This window comes from Streptomyces sp. NPDC005878, from assembly GCF_040629815.1.
Lineage (GTDB): Bacteria > Actinomycetota > Actinomycetes > Streptomycetales > Streptomycetaceae > Streptomyces.
Genome location: NZ_JBEXWK010000005.1, coordinates 129,093 through 147,131 on the forward strand (window position 1 = coordinate 129,093; position 18,039 = coordinate 147,131).

Sequence of the window (18,039 nt, forward strand, 5' to 3'; positions counted from 1 at the left end):
AGGCTTCCCCGTGGGACCGCCCTGTGGACGGTCCAGCGGGATACCTTGCTGACGCGGTGGCTGAGGTTGTGGTCATCTCCTGCTGGGTGATGGGGCGTTCGTGGTCCTGGTCGTACATGAGTCGGTTCTCCGGGGGTGCTGGTGTCGGGTGCCCGGCTCTGTGCCCGGACCCCGTGTCCCCGCACTGTCGTATGGAGACACGGGGTGAGCCGGGTGAGGCGATCGATCGAGTCGCCGGAGCGGGGCGGTGGCAAGGGTCAGGCGGCGTCAGCAGGGGTCGTGCCGAGCTTCGTCTCCCGCTGGAAGGCGGCCTGGTCGAGTTCGGACTGGAGGATGTTCTTCAGCCTGTCCGCCTCCGGGCTGCCGATGGTCAGGCCCTTGCTGCGGAACGTGCCTTCGATGTGGCGGCGCGAGGCGCGGCCCTTGCGCCCTAGCGGCGCGGTACGTGCGAGGGCGAGCCGTTCCGGGGAGACCGTGCCGGTCCCCTGGTCCTGCGATGCGGCGGAGGGGGGAGGCTCCTCAGACACGCTGGGCGTGTCCGAAGCCACGTCGGCAGAGACACGAGGCACGTCGACGGCGTTCGGCTCCGGCGCATCGGGAGCGTCGCCGACCGAGGCAGTGCGCTTGGCACCGTTGGTGTCGTTGTGGCTTTGTCCGACGAGGTTGTGGCTCGGAGTGCCGTCCGGCTCCGCAGCGGGAGGAGCGGGCTGGCGCCGGATGACGAGGTAGAGGTGGACGGCGCCGGCCAGAGCGAGCGGCGCGATGGCGGACAGGGCACCGACCGTGAGGTCGTCGAGGCGGAGGCCGTCGTCGTGGCGGGTCTGCTGGTTGAGACGGACTGCGTGCAGGGCGTTGGCCCAGATGCTGGTCACGGTGGCCGCGCCGACGAGCACCCACACGTATGCGCGGGAGCCTGTTGGGGCGGTCCGGAGCATGAGTAGCGCGCCGACGCCGATGGCGATGAACCCGTCGATCACGAGCGGGAAGGCGTAGGTGAGCGGCCCGCGGATGTGGATGGCGACGGCCATCTGCCGCAGGGCGTCGTAGGACAGGGCGAAGGCGAACGCGGCGAGCAGGGCGACGCCGAGGCGGATCGCGCCGGTCCCCGATATCAGGGAGGGTCTGGCGAGGGTGGGGAAGGTCAAGCGGAGGCACTCCTGGTGGGATTGGGCAGCTGCCACTGTCAGGGGGAGGCAGCTGGGGCCGTGGGGGCGCCGACTCGTCGCGACTCGTTGCGTGCCTGCTCAGAGCAGGTACGGGTGCGTCGGTGATGTCGGGTCGACCCGTTGCGGGCAGATGACCCGTAACGGCGCTGACCTGCGCGGGGATGAGTCGCGACGAGTCGTGGCGGGTCAGGCGGCGGTCGTGGATTCCGGCTCGGGGTCGGGGCAGTAGCGCGCCCAGGCGTCGGCGAACTGCAGGCGGGTGAAGCCCCGTGCCTGGATGTTGCCGGGGAAGCGGCGGTTGGACGAGCTGAGGGAATAGTCCTTCAGCAGGATCTGCAGGCCGCGTGGGGTCAGACCCTTGTCGGTGTGCCCGGGCCAGGGCGACTCGTCGTCCTGGTTCAGGAGGTCCAGGAGGCGGCTGGTGCGCAGAGCCGAGGGATTGCCCTCGGCGGCGAAGGCCCGGCGGATGTCGCTCAGGAGGCGAATGCCCAGGCTGCTGTTGTCCTGGTCCTGCTCTGCCTCGTACTGCGTCATTGCCAGGCAGGCGGACCGGGCGGCCTCGGGCCAGGAGCCGCCCGCGAGGTCGGCGACGGCGATCAAGGGCTGCCAGGTGTCGGCGGCACGGTCCTCGACGGGCATCGGCGGGGTCAGGTCCATCGCCTCTGCGTGGAGCGGGAGGAGCCAGGCCGCGAGCCGGTCGCGCAGGGTGTGCAGGTCAGGCGTGTCCCGTACGGTGCGGAATTCCGCGACCTTCTCGCCCGGCCTGCGGCGGCGCATCCGGATCACCACCGACCGGTCCATGATCGTGTCGGGCAGGTCGCCGATCCCGGCGAGGGCGGCCATGGCGAAGGTGGGGAACTTCGCCACCTCGTGGTTGGGGCCGGAGACCCGCAGGGTCGGCCGGTTGCGCTGATGGCCGGCGTTGAGCAGGCCGCGCATCTCCTCGTTCTTTTCCGCGACCTTCGCCGAGCCGAAGAGGGTGTCGGCCTCGTCGACCAGCAGGGTCGGCGGGTGGTCGGTGATCGACCGGAACACGGCGGCGAGTGAGGCGTTGAACGTGATCAGCGGGTCGTGCACGGTCTCGGTGACCACGTCCAGCAGACGCGACTTGCCGCACCGCTTGGCGGGGCCGACGACCGCCAGGCGCGGGGCGTGCTGCCACGCCGTCTGCAGATGCGTGGCCGCCACCCACAGCGTCACCGCCGTGAGCGCGTCCTCGCTCGGCAGGACGACGTAGCGCCGGAACTGCGCGCGCAGGTCGGACAGCACCTGCTCGCCCTCGGAGGACTGGGCGGGGTCGGGCGGGGATATGGGCGGCTCGCCGGGGGCCGCGACTGGCGGCCGGGTCGGCTGAGCGCCTTCGGGAGAGGGAAGCGGGGTGTTGGTTTCCAAGGGGCGGCTCCTTCACTGACGGTCGCAGGCGTCGGCGACCATCTGTCGAAAACGGGGCGGGGAATCCGGCGGTGCCGGGGTGCGTGGACAACACAGCCACACCCGGTGCGGGAAAGTCCAGAGTCAGCTCTGGAATAATCCACAACTTGTTCGTCGGCCCCATGACGGTAGACCCCAAATCCCGGTCCACAAAATCAGACCGTGAATTCACTGGCGTCGCCATCGCTCACAGCAGACAGGAAAAGGGTTCCTCAGCGGATGGTGTGCAAGCTACAACACACCCATGCCGCCACGCCCTCTCGAAATCGGACCGGCCGGACAGGCCGCCGCCCAGGCCATCGAACGCACCCGCACCGCACGCGGCTACTCCCAGCGCCAGCTCGCCGCACGCGTCACCGCACTGGGCCGACCCATGACCTTCACCGCGCTCTCCCGCGTCGAACGCACGGTCCGACGCTGCGACATCGACGACCTCGTCGCCATCGCCGCCGCCCTCGGAACCCCGCCGCACGCCCTCCTCGCCGGTCCTCCTTTGCGGCCCGGGCCGGACAGGGTGGGCGCAACATAGCCGACGATCCCCGGTTAGCGAAACCGGGGATTCTCCGGACCATTGGTGTCCCTGGCCCGCTCGTCGCGCCAGTCCATGCCAGGAGTCTGTCTATTTCACGGAAGGAAGTCATTACGTCGACCTTGTAAGGCCCCAGCGCGCAGAAGGACAGGAAGTGCGCGAGGACGGTCTTAGGCTGCCGTCTACACCCCAGTTCTACCCATTCCTTCATGACTCAGTATTTCTTGCGGAACGGCCAGCTTTGGCTATCCCGCCTTAACGAAACCGGCCGGTTGTTTGCTGACGAATCAGCCGAGCCGCGAAAGGAACCCCCGCTTGCACCGCACGGCGATGGCGCCCCCTGCCCTCCACCAGTACCTCCTTCACTGCACGAAGGAGGTGATCACCTATGGCTGACCGTCTCCTCAGCGTCGCCGAGGCGGCCGAACGCCTCGGCGTAGGCGAGCGCTTCATCCGCCGCCTCGTCTCTGAGCGCCGCATCCGGTACGTCAAGGTCGGCAAGCACGTCCGCATTGCCGACGGCGTCCTGGCCGCATATATAGAGGAGCGGACGGTCGAGCCGGTCCGCACCCGGCGCTCCCGCTACGGCAGGGCGGCCTAGTGGGGCGTCCGCGCCAGAAGGCGCCGCGCCGCAGCTTCGGTGCCATACGCAAGCTACCCTCCGGGCGGTACCAGGCCCGCTACCCCGGCACGGACGGGGTCCTGCGCCCGGCCCCGGACACGTTCGAGACAAAGAAGGACGCCGAGGTCTTCCTCGCGCAGATTCAGGCCGACCAGTCGCGAGGCGACTGGCTCGACCCCAGTGCCGGCGAGGTGCCGTTCGCCGACTACGCCAAGCGCTGGATCGACGAGCGCGTCGTCGCCCCGACGACGGAGGAGCTGTACCGCCGCCTGCTGCGCCTCCACCTCGCCCCGACGTTCGGACAGCAGTACGTCAACGTCATCAGCCCGGCCAAGGTGCGCACATGGCGGGCCGAGCGGCTGCAGGCCACGGGCAAGACCCAGGTGGCCAAGGCGTACCGGCTGCTGAAGGCGGTCATGGAGACGGCGGTCGACGACGACCTGATCCGCCGCAACCCCTGCCGCATCCCGGGCGCGGGTAAGGAGGAAGCCGACGAGCGCCCCGTTGCCTCCGTCGAGGAGGTCTTCGCGGTCGCCGAGGCGATCGGCATCCGCTGGCGGCTGATGGTTCTCCTGGGGGCCTTCGCCTCCATGCGCCCGGAGGAGCTGGCCGAACTGCGGCGCAAGGACTTCGCCCCGGACGGCGGCTCGCTCCAGGTACGTAGGGCAGCGCCCGAGCTGAACGTCGGCCGCCGGGTGATCGGTGACCCCAAGTCCCGCGCGGGCAAGAGGGAGATCGCGCTGCCCGGCTTCATGCATCTGGATGTGCGACGCCACCTCGACTGGTTCGCCGAGGCCGGCCCCGAGGGCCTGGTCTTCGTCGGCGAGCGCGGTGCCCGGCTGCGCGGCACGACCTTCGGCCGCAAGTGGCGTAAGGCCCGCGACCAGGTCGGGCTGCCTGAGGGCTTCCGCTTCTACGACCTGCGGCACACAGGCAACACTATCGCCGCCGACACCGGCGCGAAGATGAAGGACCTCATGGTCCGCGCCGGTCATTCCTCGGAGCGGGCCCAGCTGATCTACCAGCACTCGACGCGCAAGCACCAGCGCAAGCTCGCTGGTGCGATCGACGTGGACGTGCGCCGTCAGCGTGACGAAGCGAGTGCAGAGGCGACCGAGCTCCCGTCAGGCGAAGGGGCGACCATCCACCCCTTCCTCCCACGCGCGTGTGGCACGGTCGAGGATTCCGTCGTGGGGGAAGTCTGAGCACCCGCAGGGCTGGGCCAGTGACCCGCTGGTCCGGCCCTGCGGCGTGTCTACTGACAACTCCCGCTGAGTGCGGGTTCGGTCGGCTCGGAGCGGCGCTGTGACGGGGTCGGCGGGTCAGGGGATCAAGAGCAACGCCTGGTCGGGGCTGGCAGGGCAGACCCAGGCCGCTCTGTCGTCCACCGCGGCAGCGGACATCGGGTGCGGGTGCCCTGGGCATGGGGGCAGGGCTTGGCCGTGCGTCAGCTCGATGGCCCAGTCCTGCAGCCGGTCGGCCAGGAGCACGAGGGCTTCGACGTCCTCCATGTCCGGAGGCAGGTGGACCCGCGTGGACTCGTCGGCGCTGGAGACCAGGACGTGGACGCCTTCGTCCAGGGGTGGCTCATCGTCGAGCGGCGCTGGCCCTGACTGCACGGCAAGCCAGGAGCTGTACGCCTCCGCCGGGAAGGGGGCAGTAGCGGTTTCCCTCGTGAGGGCTGTGGGGTCGTACCCAACGGTCACGACCGAGATCTCGCACCGGCCCGTCAGGCCGAGGCGGTCGGCGATCGCCTCGGCCTGACGGGTCACCATCTCAGTGGGATGCATGCGGGGATTATCCGCGGATCGGAACGACGCCGCCGGCGAAGGTGAGCGTGCCGCGGCCGGTGCGGCCACCGATTTTGACGGAGAAGGTCATGTAGTCCTGGTAGTCCACCGCGTCCCACGCGTTGACCTTGCCCATGGTCCCGTGGAACAGGTACGACGAGCCGACCGTGTGGGGGCTGTTCGCGGGCTGGTTCTTCCTGTTCTTCCACCAGCGCAGGCCGGTCTCGCGCACGGGACTGCTGATGATCGCCCGTACCGCCGGGGAGATCTTGTATCCCCAGTTGATGTTGTTGTAGGCGCAGTTGTGGCGCGCCATGAAGGTGCCGCGTGCGTCGCTCCAACTCCGGTTGTCGTAGCACTTGAGGACGGACCGGCCACCTCCGCCGCCCGGGTCGACACGCATCGGGGTAGCGGTATCGTCCGCAGCTTCCGGAGTGTCCTGAGAGGAGTTGTCGGCCGAGAGAACGCTCAACTCCTCTGCCGAAAGCGTGCCTGCTGGTTCGGGAGTCGAGGTGACGTCCACGACGTCGTTGAACTTCGCCAGCTCGTCGGCCACCTGCTCGTCGGACATCACCGGGGTGTCGTCGCCGTGAGGGCGGTCCTCCGGAGCCTGCTTGTCGAGGACGATGGTCAACTTGGCCGTGGCGTTGCCGGTGTCCGAGACGACGATCGGATCGTCGGACTCCGGCGCTCCGTCCGCGTGGGCGGCGGACAGGGGCCCGAGAGCCATAGGAATCAGTGCGAGTGCGAGCGTGGCGGCAGCACGTCCGGTCAATAACTTGGTGCGGCGTCCCATGTGAATCCTCCCCGAAGCGGGCAGTCGGCCAGTCCCCCGAGCCGGGGGAAGTGGATGTCCAGGAGCCCGGCCCGGTGAACTTAGCTTCGGGCGGGGTTCGTTGGGCCTCTGTGACGAGCCTGCGTGTCAATCGAGCGTTCTCTGTTACAAGGCCGCGCCAATCCGGCCGTGACTGTCCGAGAGGTGTCATCAGTGCGGAGCCGGGACCGATACTCGCTCCTCTTGGCGCTGGCGCTTTCTTGGCGTCGCACTTGAAGGTGCTTCGCGCCTGCACACGAGCATGCGCCCGCCGCGTGAGTGGTGCAGGTACATGAAATCCGTCTCAGTATTCGAGACGATTTGGCGGCGCGCCCTCACGGAGGGGCTTGTGCCGCTCAATTAGGTGGGGTATTCGATCCCTCATGGCACGCGAATGGCACGCGGGCGCCAAATGGTCTAGATAACAAACAAACCCCAGGTCGTCGACCTGGGGCTTTGCTGTGGAGCGAGTGACGGGAATCGAACCCGCGCTCTGAGCTTGGGAAGCTCATGTTCTACCATTAAACTACACTCGCGCAACGATCCCCCGAAGGGCCTCGCATCGTTGCTCACCTTACCTCATCCCCGCCCCCAGGCGTATCCGCCCGGGGGCTTCTCGTGTTTCGCGTGGCGGGATTCGGGTGCGGGGGGCCGGAGTTGGGGCGTACGGTGCTGGGGGTCCTCGGGGGTGGGGGCGGTGTCGGAGTGCCGCTTGGAGTGGCGTCCCGTTCATCCCTTAATGTGGTGGTTTCTCCGTCCATGCTTGTTGTTGGGGAAGGGACTTGAGCCACTTGATGGACTCGCTGGAGCGCACCGTCGTCCGCTGTGCCGAGGGGCACGTCTTCACCACCGATATGTTCCCGATGCAGCAGCTCGGGGCCGAGCGGATCGGGCCCGGCCGGCTGCTCCGGTGCCCCCGCTGCGCCCGGCTGCGGCACGCCGTCCCTGTGGCGGGCGAGCGGCGGTAGGCACCCGCCCGGGCCGTACGCGGTGGCGCGCGCGGGTCTGTCCGATTACGGCGGGCCCGCGCACCCTGCGTATCCTCGGGACGTGCTTCTCTCAGACAAGGACATCCGGGCCGAGATCGACGCGGGTCGCGTCCGTATCGATCCGTATGACGAATCCATGGTCCAGCCGTCCAGCATCGACGTACGGCTCGACCGCTACTTCCGGGTGTTCGAGAATCACCGGTACCCGCACATCGACCCCGCGGTCGAGCAGGCGGACCTGACGCGGCTCGTCGAGCCCGACGGCGACGAGGCCTTCATCCTGCACCCGGGCGAGTTCGTGCTCGCCTCGACCTACGAGGTCATCTCCCTCCCCGACGACCTCGCGTCCCGGCTGGAGGGCAAGAGCTCGCTCGGACGGCTCGGCCTGGTCACCCACTCCACGGCCGGCTTCATCGACCCGGGCTTCTCGGGGCACGTGACGCTGGAGCTCTCCAACCTCGCGACCCTCCCGATCAAGCTCTGGCCGGGCATGAAGATCGGGCAGCTGTGCCTCTTCCGGCTGACCTCCTCCGCCGAGGAGCCCTACGGCTCCGAGCGGTACGGCTCCCGGTACCAGGGCCAGCGCGGACCGACCGCCTCGCGGTCCTTCCTCAATTTCCATCGGACCCAGGTGTGAGTGACATGAGCGACGTACGCGAGAACCTGACCTACGAGAAGTTCGGGGGCGCCATCCGCGACCTCGCGCAGACCATCGCGGACGACGGCTACGAGCCCGACATCGTCGTCTCCATCGCGCGCGGCGGCGTCTTCGTCGCGGGTGGTCTCGCCTACGCCCTGGACTGCAAGAACATCCACCTCGTGAACGTGGAGTTCTACACCGGCGTCGGCACCACCTTGGAGATGCCGGTGATGCTCGCCCCCGTCCCCAACGCGATCGACTTCTCCGGCAAGAAGGTCCTGATCACGGACGACGTCGCCGACACGGGCAAGACCCTCAAGCTCGTCCACGACTTCTGCGTCGACCACGTCGCCGAGGTCCGCAGCGCCGTCATCTACGAGAAGTCGCACTCGCTCGTGAAGTGCGAGTACGTCTGGAAGCGCACCGATGAGTGGATCAACTTCCCGTGGAGCGTCGAGCCGCCCGTCGTACGCCGTGAGGGTCAGGTCCTCGACGCGTAGAGCAGGCAGGGACGGACAAGGGACGGACAGTCGATACGGGGAGGGGCCCGGGGTTCACAGAACCCCGGGCCCCTCCCCGTATCCGCCGGGCACCCGTGCCCGCGTGCCCGCGTGCCCGCTAGATCGTGCCCAGCTTGATCAGGCTCAGCAACGCCACCAGCTGGATCGCGCTCGCGCCCAGCGCCCTGGGCCACGGCAGGTCGTGCGACTTGCTCACCATCGACGTGAACAGCGCGCCCGCCGCCAGCCAGGTCACCCAGCCGACCACCTGCACCAGGCCGTTGTCCCCGCCCAGGAACAGCGCGAGCAGCAGCCGGGGCGCGTCCGTGAGGGACATGATCATCATGGACAGGCCCACGGTCGGCTGCCAGGAGCCGTCGCCGCCGAGCTGGCGGGCCATGGTGTGGGTCACCGCGCCCAGGATCATGCCGCCGAGGACGAAGACCACCCCGGTGGTGAGGACCACCGGGACGGCCTTGTTCAGCGTCGTGTTGATGACGTCCTCGCGGGCCTTGTCGAAGCCGAAGATCGCCAGCAGGCCGTAGAGGAACGTGATGGTCAGCGCCGGGCCCCACACGGCGTAGTCGCGCATCTGCCAGAACGTCGGTCCCGGCCGCGTCACGATGCCGTGCAGCAGGTCCTTCCAGCGCAGCCGGGGGCCGGACGGGGGCGCCGCCGCGGCGCCGGCGCGGTAGGTCGCGCCCTGGCCGTACGGGTCCTCGTCGATGCTGAAGGCCTGGGTGTGACCCGGGTTGTTGGCGTACGGGTCCTGGGCGGGCGTGTACCCCTGGGGAGCGCCCTGGCCGTAGCCGCTCTGGCCGTAACCGCCCTGGCCCTGGCCGCCGTACGGGTCGCCGAAGTACTCCGGCTCGTCCTGCCGCGGGTGCGGCTGCTGCTGCCCGTATCCGTACTGCTGCTGTGCGCGCTGCTGCGGAGAGGCGGGCCACTGGCCTCCCTGGCCGTGTCCCTGCCCCTGTCCCTGCTGCGGTCGCCGTCGCGGGTTCCGGTCGTCCCGGCCGCGCCCCATCCTGAATCCTGCCACGCTTTCGAACGTACCTGTTCTGACGGGGCGCCAAGCCGGGGCGGCGGGTCCGGGGCGTCTTTGCGGCTGAGCTGTGACATCCCCTAGGGGGTCCCGGAGGGGGCCGGGGGCGCGGCCCGGCGGGCTCGGCCCCAGCCCGCCGTCGTGAAGCGGACCAGGGGTTTCTCCCGTACGCCGGTGTCCGTTCCGGCGTACACCGCCACCAGGTCGCGCGTCTCGTCCCGGTGGATACGGACCGCCACATCGGCCACTCGGTCGCCGGTGAAGTCCGCGACCTGGAGGACGTCCGTCACCGGCGCCGGGCCGCCGCCGGGCAGGGCGGTCGCGGGCGGCCGCGGGGGACGGGCGGAGGTGGCGGGGCCGTACGTGTAGGTGCCGCCGGGGCGCGCCGGGCCGCGGGGGCCGCCCAGGAGCAGCCGGGCCCGCGCGCCGGGGGCGGCCGACTCGCGGACCACCAGGTCGTCGCAGCCGTCCCCGTTCACGTCCGCCCCCGGCTCGGGCGCGGCCAGGACCGGCCCGCCGCCGGGGAGCGGGGCGCCCGCCGCGCGCGGGGCGCCGCTGCGGGCGAAGGGGCCGCGCAGGAAGCTGACGCGGCCGCCGGTGGCGGTGACCGCCAGGTCCGTGGCCTCGTCGCCGTCGAAGTCGCCGCAGACGGGGTGGTCGGGCCAGTCGTCGCCGTACCGGGCGCGGCCGGGGATGCCGAGGACGACCGCGCGGGTGGTGAGGCCGCCGGGACCGCCGAAGAGGACCTGGAGGGGGACGGGCGGCCGGCCGGTGCCGTCGTACGGCGGGTCGGTCGTCACGATCAGGTCGCCGAAGCCGTCCCCGTCCAGGTCGCACGCCGCCTCGGCCTCGAAGGTGGCGGGCCGTTCGCCGCGGACCGGGGCCGCGTCGTGGCGGGGCGTGAGGATCTGGCGGGCTGCCGGGTCGAGGGCGCGGGCGGGGTCCGTGCCGTAGACGACGGCGATACCGGCGTCGTCGCCGTGGCGCTCGCTCTCCTCCTTGGCCAGGTCGTCGACGACCAGGTCGCGGTGGCCGTCACCGTTGAAGTCGTACGGGACGGTGCTGCCGCGGCCGTGCGGTACCGGCCGTCGCGGCTCCACGGGCGCGGGAACGGACCCGGCCTCGGTGGCGGGCGCGGACGGGCGGGCGGGGGCGGACTGGCAACCCGCCGCGCCCCACACCGCCGCGGCGACCACGGCGGCCGCTCCTGCCGCTCTTGCCGCGCCTGCCACGGTTCTTCGCGTACGCATCGGCCTCGTCACGCGCCACAGGATGCCGCATCGTGGGCCAGGGGTGAGCGGTGGGTGGCGGTCTGCGCTGACGCCTTCCTGCGGCTGCCCCGCGTCTGTCCGCGGCTGTGCTGCGCGTCTGTGCTGCGCGTCTGTCCGCCTCTGTGCCGCCTCTGTTCTCCGGATGGCCTCGGCCGGCCTCCGGCCGCCCTCGCGGACGCAACAGCGGCCGGTCTCCGCCCGGGGGCGGGGACCGGCCGCTGGGGGTGGTGCGGGGCCGTCGGGGTGCGGTTACTTCACCGGCTCGGGCTCCGGGGCCGGCTCCGCGTCCTCGGAGGCCGTCGGGTCCGCCGGCGTCTTCACCGAGTCGAGCAGCAGCTGCGCCACGTCCACGACCTGGACGGACTCCTTCGCCTGGCCGTCGTTCTTCTTGCCGTTGACCGAGTCGGTCAGCATGACCAGGCAGAACGGGCAGGCCGTGGAGACGATGTCCGGGTTGAGGGAGAGGGCCTCGTCGACGCGCTCGTTGTTGATGCGCTTGCCGATCCGCTCCTCCATCCACATCCGCGCACCGCCGGCGCCGCAGCAGAAGCCGCGCTCCTTGTGGCGGTGCATCTCCTGCTGGCGCAGGCCCGGGACCTTGTCCATGATCTCGCGCGGAGGCGTGTAGACCTTGTTGTGACGGCCCAGGTAGCACGGGTCGTGGTACGTGATCAGACCCTCCACCGGGGTCACCGGGACCAGCTTGCCCTCGTCGATGAGGTGCTGGAGCAGCTGGGTGTGGTGGATGACCTCGTACTCGCCGCCGAGCTGCGGGTACTCGTTGGCGATCGTGTTGAAGCAGTGCGGGCAGGTCGCGACGATCTTCTTCGACGACTTCGGCTTCTTCGTCTCCGGCTCGTCGTCATCCTCGCCGAACGCCATGTTCAGCATCGCGACGTTCTCCTGGCCGAGCTGCTGGAACAGCGGCTCGTTGCCCAGGCGGCGCGGCGAGTCACCGGTGCACTTCTCGTCGCCGCCCATGATCGCGAACTTGACGCCCGCCATGTGCAGCAGCTCCGCGAAGGCCTTGGTGGTCTTCTTGGCGCGGTCCTCCAGGGCGCCGGCGCAGCCGACCCAGTAGAGGTAGTCGACCTCGCTGAGGTCCTCGACGTCCTTGCCGACGATCGGGACCTCGAAGTCGACCTCCTTGGTCCACTCCACGCGCTGCTTCTTGGCGAGCCCCCAGGGGTTGCCCTTCTTCTCCAGGTTCTTGAGCATCGTGCCCGCCTCGGACGGGAACGCGGACTCGATCATCACCTGGTAGCGGCGCATGTCGACGATGTGGTCGATGTGCTCGATGTCGACCGGGCACTGCTCGACGCAGGCGCCGCAGGTGGTGCAGGACCACAGGACGTCCGGGTCGATGACGCCGTTCTCCTCCAGCGTGCCGATCAGCGGGCGCTCGGCCTCGGCGATGGCGGCGGCCGGGACGTCCTTCAGCTGCTCGGGCGTCGCCTTCTCGTTGCCCTCCATGTCCTTGCCGCCGCCCGCCAGCAGATACGGCGCCTTGGCGTGCGCGTGGTCGCGCAGGGACATGATCAGGAGCTTGGGCGAGAGCGGCTTGCCGGTGTTCCAGGCGGGGCACTGCGACTGGCAGCGGCCGCACTCGGTGCAGGTGGAGAAGTCGAGGATGCCCTTCCAGGAGAAGTGCTCGATCTGGGAGACGCCGTAGACGTCGTCGTCGCCCGGCTCCTCGAAGTCGATCGGCTTGCCGCCCGAGGTCATCGGCTGGAGCGCGCCCAGCGCCGTGGAGCCGTCGGCCTCGCGCTTGAACCAGATGTTGGGGAAGCCGAGGAAGCGGTGCCAGGCCACGCCCATGTCGGTCTTGAGGGAGACCGTGATCATCCAGATGAACGAGGCGGCGATCTTCAGGCCCGCGACCGCGTAGGTCAGGTTCTGGATCGTCGTCAGGCTCAGGCCCTTGAGGGCCAGGATGAGCGGGTACGAGGCGAAGAACCCGGGCTCGTAGCTGTCCACGCCGTGCTGGACGCCCTCCAGGGCGCGCAGCGTCATGATGCAGACGCCGACGATGAGGATGATCGTCTCGACGAAGTACGCCTGGCCGGTGTTGGAGCCGGCGAACCGGGACTTGCGGCCCGGCTTGTCGGCCTTGCTCAGCTGGCGGACGGTGATCAGCGTGAGGATGCCGAGCGTCGTCATCAGGCCGAGGAACTCGACGAAGATCTCGTACGGCAGCCAGTCGCCGATGACCGGGATCAGCCAGTCGGCCTGGAAGAGCTGCCCCACCGCGTTGACGATCGTCAGCAGCAGCGAGAAGAAGCCCACCGCCACGAACCAGTGCGCCACGCCGACGACGCCCCAGCGGTTCATCCGGGTGTGGCCGAGGAACTCCTTGACCACGGTCACGGTGCGCTGGACGGGTTCGTCGGTGCGGGTGCCCGCGGGCACCGGCTGGCCGAGCCGCACGAACTGGTAGATCTGCCAGATTGCACGGCCGAACAGCGCTACGCCGACCGCGATTAGGACCAGCGACACGATGATCGCGGCGAGTTGCATGTGGGGGCTCCTCGGGCCTGCCAGGGATTACTAAGCAGTAACTTATCGAGCTCGTCTGAGCGTACCCATTTATGCGGCGGCGCTGTAGCCGCGCACGCGGTGATCTGTGTCGCTCAGGCGGCCCTCAGTGTGGACGGGGTTTCCGGCACTTTTGAAATGTCCATCGTGTTATTCAGCCCATACACGGACATAACAATCTAACTTGGTTCGCATGATCTCCGGGCTCACCGCCGCCGTCGCCGCCCTGCTGTGCACCGCCCTGCTGGCAGCGGTGGTCCGCGCGGCCGTCCTGCGTGCCGGGGCCGGGGGCCCACGCCCCGCCCGCACCCCGCACCTCGGCGGCATCGCCGTCGCCGTGGGCACGCTCGCCGCGGTCGGCGCCGGACCGGTCCTCGGGCTCGCCGAGCTCGGGGACGGGGTCGGGCCGCTGCTCGGCGCCGCCGGGGCCGTGGCGCTCCTCGGGCTCGCCGGGGACCTGCGCCCGCTCGGGGCCCGGGTCAGGATCGGGGTGCAGACCGCCGCCGCCACCGTGGTGGTCGCCCTGGCGTCCGGGCTCTCGCCGGGGACGGGCGCGCTCGCGGTGCTCTGGATCGTGCTCGTCACCAACGCCTTCAGCCTGCTGGACGCCACCGACGGGGCGATGGGGACGGTGGCCGCGGTCATCGCGCTCGGGCTCGCCGTCTGCGCCATCGAGGACGCGCTCACCGGACTCGCCCTGCTGCTCAGCGTGCTGGCCGCCTCCCTCACCGGGTTCCTGGTGCACAACTGGCACCCCGCGCGGATCGTCCTCGGCCACTGCGGCTCGCTCTTCACCGGCTTCCTGCTCGCCTGCGCCGCCGTACTCGTCCACACCGAGGCCGACCCGGCGCGGGCCACCGCCTCGCTGTCCGCCCTGACCGCCGTGGTCCTGGCCGACGCGGTGCTGGTCCTGGTGTCGCGGCGGCTCGCCGGGCGGGCGCTGGCCGAGGGCGCGGCCGACCACATCGCGCACCGCCTGCGCCGCGTCGGCCTGACCGTGCAGGGGACGGCCGTCGTCCTCGGCGTCGCCGCGCTGCTCGGCACCGTCACCGCGCTGCTCGTCCACGACGGCCGCCTCGCCCCGGCCGCCGTGCTGCCGCTCGTGCTCGGCACGGCCGTCGCGGTGGTGGCCCTGCTGCGGATGCCGGTCTACGGCGACGCGGCCCTGCGTACCGAACCGGCCCCCGGGGCCGCCCGCGAAGGAGCACCGGCGTGAGCATCGACATGATCGCGATGGGCGACCGCGCCCGTACCGCCCTGCGCCGCCTCGCCCGCCCCCTCGGCGCCCCCGGCCGGCTCGCCGACGAGGACGGCAGCCGCCTGGTGCGGCTGCTGCGGCGGTACGAGATCGACCTGGTCCTGGACGTGGGCGCGTACAGCGGGGCGTACGGCTCGATGCTGCGGCGCTGCGGCTACGAGGGGCGGATCGTCTCCTTCGAGCCGCTGCGCGAACCCCGCGCCGAGCTGCGGCTGCGGGCCGCGGAGGACCCCTTCTGGTCGGTGCTGCCGTACGCGCTCGCCGACCGCAGCGGGCCGCTCACCCTGAACATCGCGGGCGACGCGGGCGTGAGCAGCTCGGCGCTGGCGATGCTGCCCCGCCATCGCGCCGCCGCGCCCCACACCGCGTACACCGGCACGCGCTGCGTCGAGGCGCACCGGCTGGACGCCCTGTGGGAGGGCGTCACCGCGCCCGGCGAGCGGGTCTTCGTACGGCTCGCGGTGCAGGGGTACGAGCACGAGGTGCTGCGGGGCGCGGGCGCCTACGCGGACGAGATCGTCGGGCTCCAGGCCGGGGCGGCGCTGGTGCCGCTGCACGAGGGGGGCGCGGGGTTCGACGACGTCCTCGCCCACGCGCGCGAGGAGCTCGGGCTCTCGCTCATGTCGGTGCGGCCGGGCCTCGCGGACCCGCGCGACGGACGCCTCCTCCAGTGCGAACTGATCCTGCTGCGCGAGGACGCCCCGGCCCCCTCGGAACAGGTCCCGCCGCAGGCCGCACACGCCGACTGACGTGGCCGAACCTCGGGCAGGCGCATAAGCCGCACATAAAAGTTGAGCCCCCCAGACTCAGCTCTGTTGACCGCTCGGGGCGAGTCATGCATCCTTGAGTCAGTTCCACTCAAGATGTCAGTTGGAGGAAACCGAAATGGCACGTGCGGTCGGCATCGACCTGGGCACGACTAACTCCGTCGTCAGCGTTCTCGAAGGCGGCGAGCCCACCGTCATCACCAACGCCGAAGGCGCCAGGACCACGCCGTCCGTCGTCGCCTTCGCCAAGAACGGCGAGGTCCTCGTCGGTGAGGTCGCCAAGCGGCAGGCCGTCACCAACGTCGACCGGACCATCCGCTCGGTCAAGCGCCACATGGGCACCGACTGGAAGATCGACCTCGACGGCAAGACCTTCAACCCGCAGCAGATGAGCGCCTTCATCCTGCAGAAGCTGAAGCGGGACGCGGAGGCCTACCTCGGCGAGAAGGTCACCGACGCGGTCATCACCGTCCCGGCCTACTTCAACGACTCCGAGCGCCAGGCGACGAAGGAGGCCGGTGAGATCGCGGGCCTCAACGTCCTGCGCATCGTCAACGAGCCGACCGCCGCGGCGCTGGCGTACGGCCTGGACAAGGACGACCAGACGATCCTCGTCTTCGACCTCGGCGGCGGCACCTTCGACGTGTCCCTCCTGGAGATCGGTGACGGCGTCGTCGAGGTGAAGGCCACCAACGGTGACAACCACCTCGGTGGTGACGACTGGGACCAGCGCGTCGTCGACTACCTGGTGAAGCAGTTCCAGTCCGGCCACGGCGTGGACCTCTCCAAGGACAAGATGGCGCTCCAGCGCCTGCGCGAGGCCGCCGAGAAGGCGAAGATCGAGCTGTCCTCGTCCACCGAGACCTCGATCAACCTGCCGTACATCACGGCCTCGGCCGAGGGCCCGCTGCACCTGGACGAGAAGCTGACGCGCGCCCAGTTCCAGCAGCTGACCGCGGACCTCCTGGAGCGCTGCAAGCACCCGTTCCACAACGTCATCAAGGACGCGGGCATCCAGCTCTCCGAGATCGACCACGTCGTCCTCGTCGGTGGCTCGACCCGTATGCCCGCCGTCGCCGAGCTCGTGCGCGAGCTGACCGGCGGCAAGGACGCCAACAAGGGCGTCAACCCGGACGAGGTCGTCGCCATCGGCGCCGCCCTCCAGGCCGGTGTCCTCAAGGGTGAGGTCAAGGACGTCCTGCTCCTCGACGTGACCCCGCTGTCCCTCGGCATCGAGACCAAGGGCGGCATCATGACCAAGCTCATCGAGCGGAACACCACGATTCCGACGAAGCGCTCCGAGATCTTCACGACGGCCGAGGACAACCAGCCGTCCGTCCAGATCCAGGTCTACCAGGGCGAGCGCGAGATCGCGGCGTACAACAAGAAGCTCGGCATGTTCGAGCTGACCGGTCTGCCGCCGGCCCCGCGCGGGGTCCCGCAGATCGAGGTCGCCTTCGACATCGACGCCAACGGCATCATGCACGTGACCGCGAAGGACCTGGGCACGGGCAAGGAGCAGAAGATGACCGTCACCGGCGGCTCCTCGCTGCCGAAGGACGAGGTCAACCGCATGCGCGAGGAGGCCGAGCAGTACGCGGAGGAGGACCACCGCCGCCGCGAGGCCGCCGAGTCCCGCAACCAGGGCGAGCAGCTCGTCTACCAGACCGAGAAGTTCCTCAAGGACAACGAGGACAAGGTCCCCGGCGACGTCAAGACCGAGGTCGAGACCGCGGTGGCCGAGCTCAAGGAGAAGCTGAAGGGCGACTCCGCCGAGGGCGACAACACCGCGGAGATCCGCACCGCGACCGAGAAGCTCGCGGCCGTCTCCCAGAAGCTCGGCCAGGCGATGTACGCGGACGCCCAGGCCGCCCAGGGTGCCGCCGGCGCCGAGGGCGCCGAGGCTCCCAAGGCCGAGGACGACGTCGTCGACGCCGAGATCGTGGACGACGAGAAGCCGGGCGACGCGAAGGGTGGCGCGGCCTGATGTCTGAGGAGACCCCGGGCTTCGAGGAGAAGCCCGACGTCCCCTCCGGCGCACAGGAAGACGCCGAGCCGAAGGCCGCCGACTCCTCGAAGGAGGAGAAGGCGGCCCCGGCCGGGGACGCAGCCAAGGAGATCGCCCTGCAGGCCCAGCTGGACCAGGCCCGGACGGCGCTCGCCGAGCGCACGACGGACCTCCAGCGCCTCCAGGCCGAGTACCAGAACTACCGCCGCCGCGTGGAGCGGGACCGCGTCACGGTCAAGGAGATCGCCGTCGCCGGCCTCCTGACCGAGCTGCTGCCCGTGCTCGACGACATCGGCCGGGCCCGTGAGCACGGCGAACTGACCGGCGGCTTCAAGTCGGTGGCCGAGTCGCTGGAGACGGTCGCCGCGAAGATGGGCCTCCAGCAGTTCGGCAAGGAGGGCGAGCCCTTCGACCCGACGGTCCACGAGGCCCTGATGCACAGCTACGCCCCGGACGTCACCGAGACGACCTGCGTCGCGATCCTCCAGCCCGGGTACCGGATCGGCGAGCGTACGATCCGCCCCGCGCGGGTCGCCGTCGCCGAGCCCCAGCCGGGCGCGGCGAAGGAGGGCAAGGAGGCCAAGGAAGGCGGCGCCACGGCCGAAGAGGAGAGCGGTGGCCCGGACGAGGGCTGACGCGACGGTCATGGGTGAAGTGGTCGTCCGGGAGGAGGG

The 18,039-nt window shown here is 70.2% G+C and carries 17 protein-coding genes and 1 tRNA gene; 10 read left to right on the top strand and 8 right to left on the bottom strand.

The window, feature by feature from the left end; genetic code table 11:
* Positions 1-257: 257 nt before the first annotated feature.
* Positions 258-1,145, bottom strand: coding sequence for a DUF2637 domain-containing protein (locus ABZ404_RS11130; RefSeq protein WP_358833333.1), 888 nt, complete (start codon positions 1,143-1,145; stop codon positions 258-260).
* Between the two features lie 207 nt (positions 1,146-1,352).
* Positions 1,353-2,477, bottom strand: coding sequence for a DUF3631 domain-containing protein (locus ABZ404_RS11135; RefSeq protein ID WP_358833342.1), 1,125 nt, complete (start codon positions 2,475-2,477; stop codon positions 1,353-1,355).
* A 364-nt stretch (positions 2,478-2,841) separates the two neighbouring features.
* On the opposite strand from ABZ404_RS11135, the gene ABZ404_RS11140 reads away from it, so the two are divergent.
* The 3 genes from ABZ404_RS11140 to ABZ404_RS11150 all read left to right on the top strand — a co-directional run bounded on the left by ABZ404_RS11140 (position 2,842) and on the right by ABZ404_RS11150 (position 4,953).
* Positions 2,842-3,126: a helix-turn-helix transcriptional regulator gene (locus tag ABZ404_RS11140; RefSeq protein WP_358833334.1), complete on the top strand. Its 285-nt coding sequence runs from the start codon at positions 2,842-2,844 to the stop codon at positions 3,124-3,126.
* Positions 3,127-3,514: 388 nt separating this feature from the next.
* Positions 3,515-3,727: a helix-turn-helix domain-containing protein gene (locus tag ABZ404_RS11145; protein WP_358833335.1), complete on the top strand. Its 213-nt coding sequence runs from the start codon at positions 3,515-3,517 to the stop codon at positions 3,725-3,727.
* Entirely contained in the window at positions 3,727-4,953 is a 1,227-nt protein-coding gene (locus tag ABZ404_RS11150) for a site-specific integrase (protein WP_358833336.1), read from the top strand. The genes ABZ404_RS11145 and ABZ404_RS11150 overlap by 1 nt, the downstream gene beginning before the upstream one ends.
* Before the next feature lie 117 nt (positions 4,954-5,070).
* Here the strand turns inward: ABZ404_RS11150 and ABZ404_RS11155 are convergent, their stop codons facing one another.
* The 3 genes from ABZ404_RS11155 to ABZ404_RS11165 form a co-directional block, all read right to left on the bottom strand.
* Positions 5,071-5,538, bottom strand: coding sequence for a hypothetical protein (locus tag ABZ404_RS11155; RefSeq protein ID WP_358833337.1), 468 nt, complete (start codon positions 5,536-5,538; stop codon positions 5,071-5,073).
* A gap of 7 nt (positions 5,539-5,545) precedes the next feature.
* On the bottom strand, positions 5,546-6,268 hold the full coding sequence (locus ABZ404_RS11160) for a hypothetical protein (RefSeq protein WP_358833338.1): 723 nt from the start codon (positions 6,266-6,268) through the stop codon (positions 5,546-5,548).
* A 546-nt stretch (positions 6,269-6,814) separates the two neighbouring features.
* Positions 6,815-6,888, bottom strand: a tRNA-Gly gene (locus tag ABZ404_RS11165).
* A 246-nt stretch (positions 6,889-7,134) separates the two neighbouring features.
* On the opposite strand from ABZ404_RS11165, the gene ABZ404_RS11170 reads away from it, so the two are divergent.
* The 3 genes from ABZ404_RS11170 to ABZ404_RS11180 all read left to right on the top strand — a co-directional run bounded on the left by ABZ404_RS11170 (position 7,135) and on the right by ABZ404_RS11180 (position 8,481).
* Positions 7,135-7,320: a hypothetical protein gene (locus ABZ404_RS11170; protein ID WP_358833343.1), complete on the top strand. Its 186-nt coding sequence runs from the start codon at positions 7,135-7,137 to the stop codon at positions 7,318-7,320.
* 82 nt (positions 7,321-7,402) lie between these two features.
* Positions 7,403-7,978, top strand: a complete 576-nt coding sequence (dcd, locus tag ABZ404_RS11175; RefSeq protein ID WP_358833339.1) for a dCTP deaminase — start codon at positions 7,403-7,405, stop codon at positions 7,976-7,978.
* Positions 7,979-7,983: 5 nt separating this feature from the next.
* A complete protein-coding gene (locus tag ABZ404_RS11180) occupies positions 7,984-8,481 on the top strand; it encodes a phosphoribosyltransferase (RefSeq protein ID WP_101392481.1) in 498 nt (165 codons plus the stop codon).
* A gap of 118 nt (positions 8,482-8,599) precedes the next feature.
* Here ABZ404_RS11180 and ABZ404_RS11185 read toward each other — a convergent pair whose 3' ends face one another.
* The 3 genes from ABZ404_RS11185 to ABZ404_RS11195 all read right to left on the bottom strand — a co-directional run bounded on the left by ABZ404_RS11185 (position 8,600) and on the right by ABZ404_RS11195 (position 13,314).
* Positions 8,600-9,523, bottom strand: a complete 924-nt coding sequence (locus tag ABZ404_RS11185; RefSeq protein WP_358833340.1) for a Yip1 family protein — start codon at positions 9,521-9,523, stop codon at positions 8,600-8,602.
* Between the two features lie 83 nt (positions 9,524-9,606).
* Entirely contained in the window at positions 9,607-10,758 is a 1,152-nt protein-coding gene (locus ABZ404_RS11190) for a VCBS repeat-containing protein (RefSeq protein ID WP_358990331.1), read from the bottom strand.
* Positions 10,759-11,046: 288 nt separating this feature from the next.
* Positions 11,047-13,314, bottom strand: a complete 2,268-nt coding sequence (locus ABZ404_RS11195) for a (Fe-S)-binding protein (RefSeq protein WP_358836504.1) — start codon at positions 13,312-13,314, stop codon at positions 11,047-11,049.
* Between the two features lie 211 nt (positions 13,315-13,525).
* Between ABZ404_RS11195 and ABZ404_RS11200 the strand changes: the two genes are divergently transcribed.
* From ABZ404_RS11200 to grpE, 4 genes are all read left to right on the top strand, one after another.
* Positions 13,526-14,548 (top strand): MraY family glycosyltransferase, encoded by a 1,023-nt coding sequence (locus tag ABZ404_RS11200; RefSeq protein WP_358836503.1) that lies wholly within the window; start codon positions 13,526-13,528, stop codon positions 14,546-14,548.
* A complete protein-coding gene (locus ABZ404_RS11205) occupies positions 14,545-15,339 on the top strand; it encodes an FkbM family methyltransferase (protein ID WP_358836502.1) in 795 nt (264 codons plus the stop codon). Before ABZ404_RS11200 ends, ABZ404_RS11205 begins: the two co-directional genes overlap by 4 nt.
* A 136-nt stretch (positions 15,340-15,475) precedes the next feature.
* On the top strand, positions 15,476-17,344 hold the full coding sequence (gene dnaK / locus ABZ404_RS11210) for a molecular chaperone DnaK (protein ID WP_358836501.1): 1,869 nt from the start codon (positions 15,476-15,478) through the stop codon (positions 17,342-17,344).
* Positions 17,344-18,000 (top strand): nucleotide exchange factor GrpE, encoded by a 657-nt coding sequence (gene grpE / locus ABZ404_RS11215; RefSeq protein WP_358836500.1) that lies wholly within the window; start codon positions 17,344-17,346, stop codon positions 17,998-18,000. The genes dnaK and grpE overlap by 1 nt, the downstream gene beginning before the upstream one ends.
* The last annotated feature ends 39 nt before the right edge of the window (positions 18,001-18,039 follow it).

Coding starts and splice junctions, on each gene's coding strand:
- ABZ404_RS11180 (WP_101392481.1), top strand. CDS start 7,984: ATGAGCGACGTACGCGAGAACCTGACCTACGAGAAGTTCGGGGGCGCC.
- ABZ404_RS11200 (WP_358836503.1), top strand. CDS start 13,526: ATGATCTCCGGGCTCACCGCCGCCGTCGCCGCCCTGCTGTGCACCGCC.
- ABZ404_RS11155 (WP_358833337.1), bottom strand. CDS start 5,538: ATGCATCCCACTGAGATGGTGACCCGTCAGGCCGAGGCGATCGCCGAC.
- ABZ404_RS11195 (WP_358836504.1), bottom strand. CDS start 13,314: ATGCAACTCGCCGCGATCATCGTGTCGCTGGTCCTAATCGCGGTCGGC.
- ABZ404_RS11160 (WP_358833338.1), bottom strand. CDS start 6,268: ATGGCTCTCGGGCCCCTGTCCGCCGCCCACGCGGACGGAGCGCCGGAG.
- grpE (WP_358836500.1), top strand. CDS start 17,344: ATGTCTGAGGAGACCCCGGGCTTCGAGGAGAAGCCCGACGTCCCCTCC.
- dnaK (WP_358836501.1), top strand. CDS start 15,476: ATGGCACGTGCGGTCGGCATCGACCTGGGCACGACTAACTCCGTCGTC.
- ABZ404_RS11140 (WP_358833334.1), top strand. CDS start 2,842: ATGCCGCCACGCCCTCTCGAAATCGGACCGGCCGGACAGGCCGCCGCC.
- ABZ404_RS11145 (WP_358833335.1), top strand. CDS start 3,515: ATGGCTGACCGTCTCCTCAGCGTCGCCGAGGCGGCCGAACGCCTCGGC.